Source organism: Halomonas sp. BM-2019 (assembly GCF_017584085.1).
This window is the reverse complement of the sequence record NZ_CP071922.1, coordinates 1,273,123-1,273,491: the sequence shown is the minus strand read 5'-3', so window position 1 is coordinate 1,273,491 and position 369 is coordinate 1,273,123. Positions and strand designations below refer to the sequence as shown.

Sequence of the window (369 nt, the reverse complement as noted above, 5' to 3'; positions counted from 1 at the left end):
AACCACTTCATGGGCGACCACGCCATCGTCTTCCGGGTGCTGCCGCTGGGGCCCCAGCAGACCCTGGTGACCACCAAGTGGCTGGTGCACAAGGATGCCGAGGAGGGGGTCGACTACCACACCGAGACCATGCGCCGGGTGTGGGACGCCACCAACGACCAGGACCGTCGCCTGGCCGAAGAGAACCAGCGCGGCATCAACTCCAAGGCCTACCAGCCGGGCCCCTACTCCGAGACCTACGAGTTCGGGGTGATCGACTTCATCGACTGGTACGGCGAACGGCTGCTGGAGAACCTGGGCCACACCGCCCCGCACCTCAAGGCGGTGCAGGGCTGAGGTCCAGCCCCTCGCCCCAGCGGGCCCGCCCCA

The 369-nt window shown here is 68.0% G+C and carries 1 protein-coding gene; it reads left to right on the top strand.

Annotated features, from left to right (window positions below; genetic code table 11):
- Nucleotides 1-336: SRPBCC family protein (locus J5F18_RS06445; RefSeq protein WP_346301465.1), on the top strand; the 336-nt coding region annotated here is incomplete at its 5' end.
- Between the last annotated feature and the right edge of the window lie 33 nt (nt 337-369).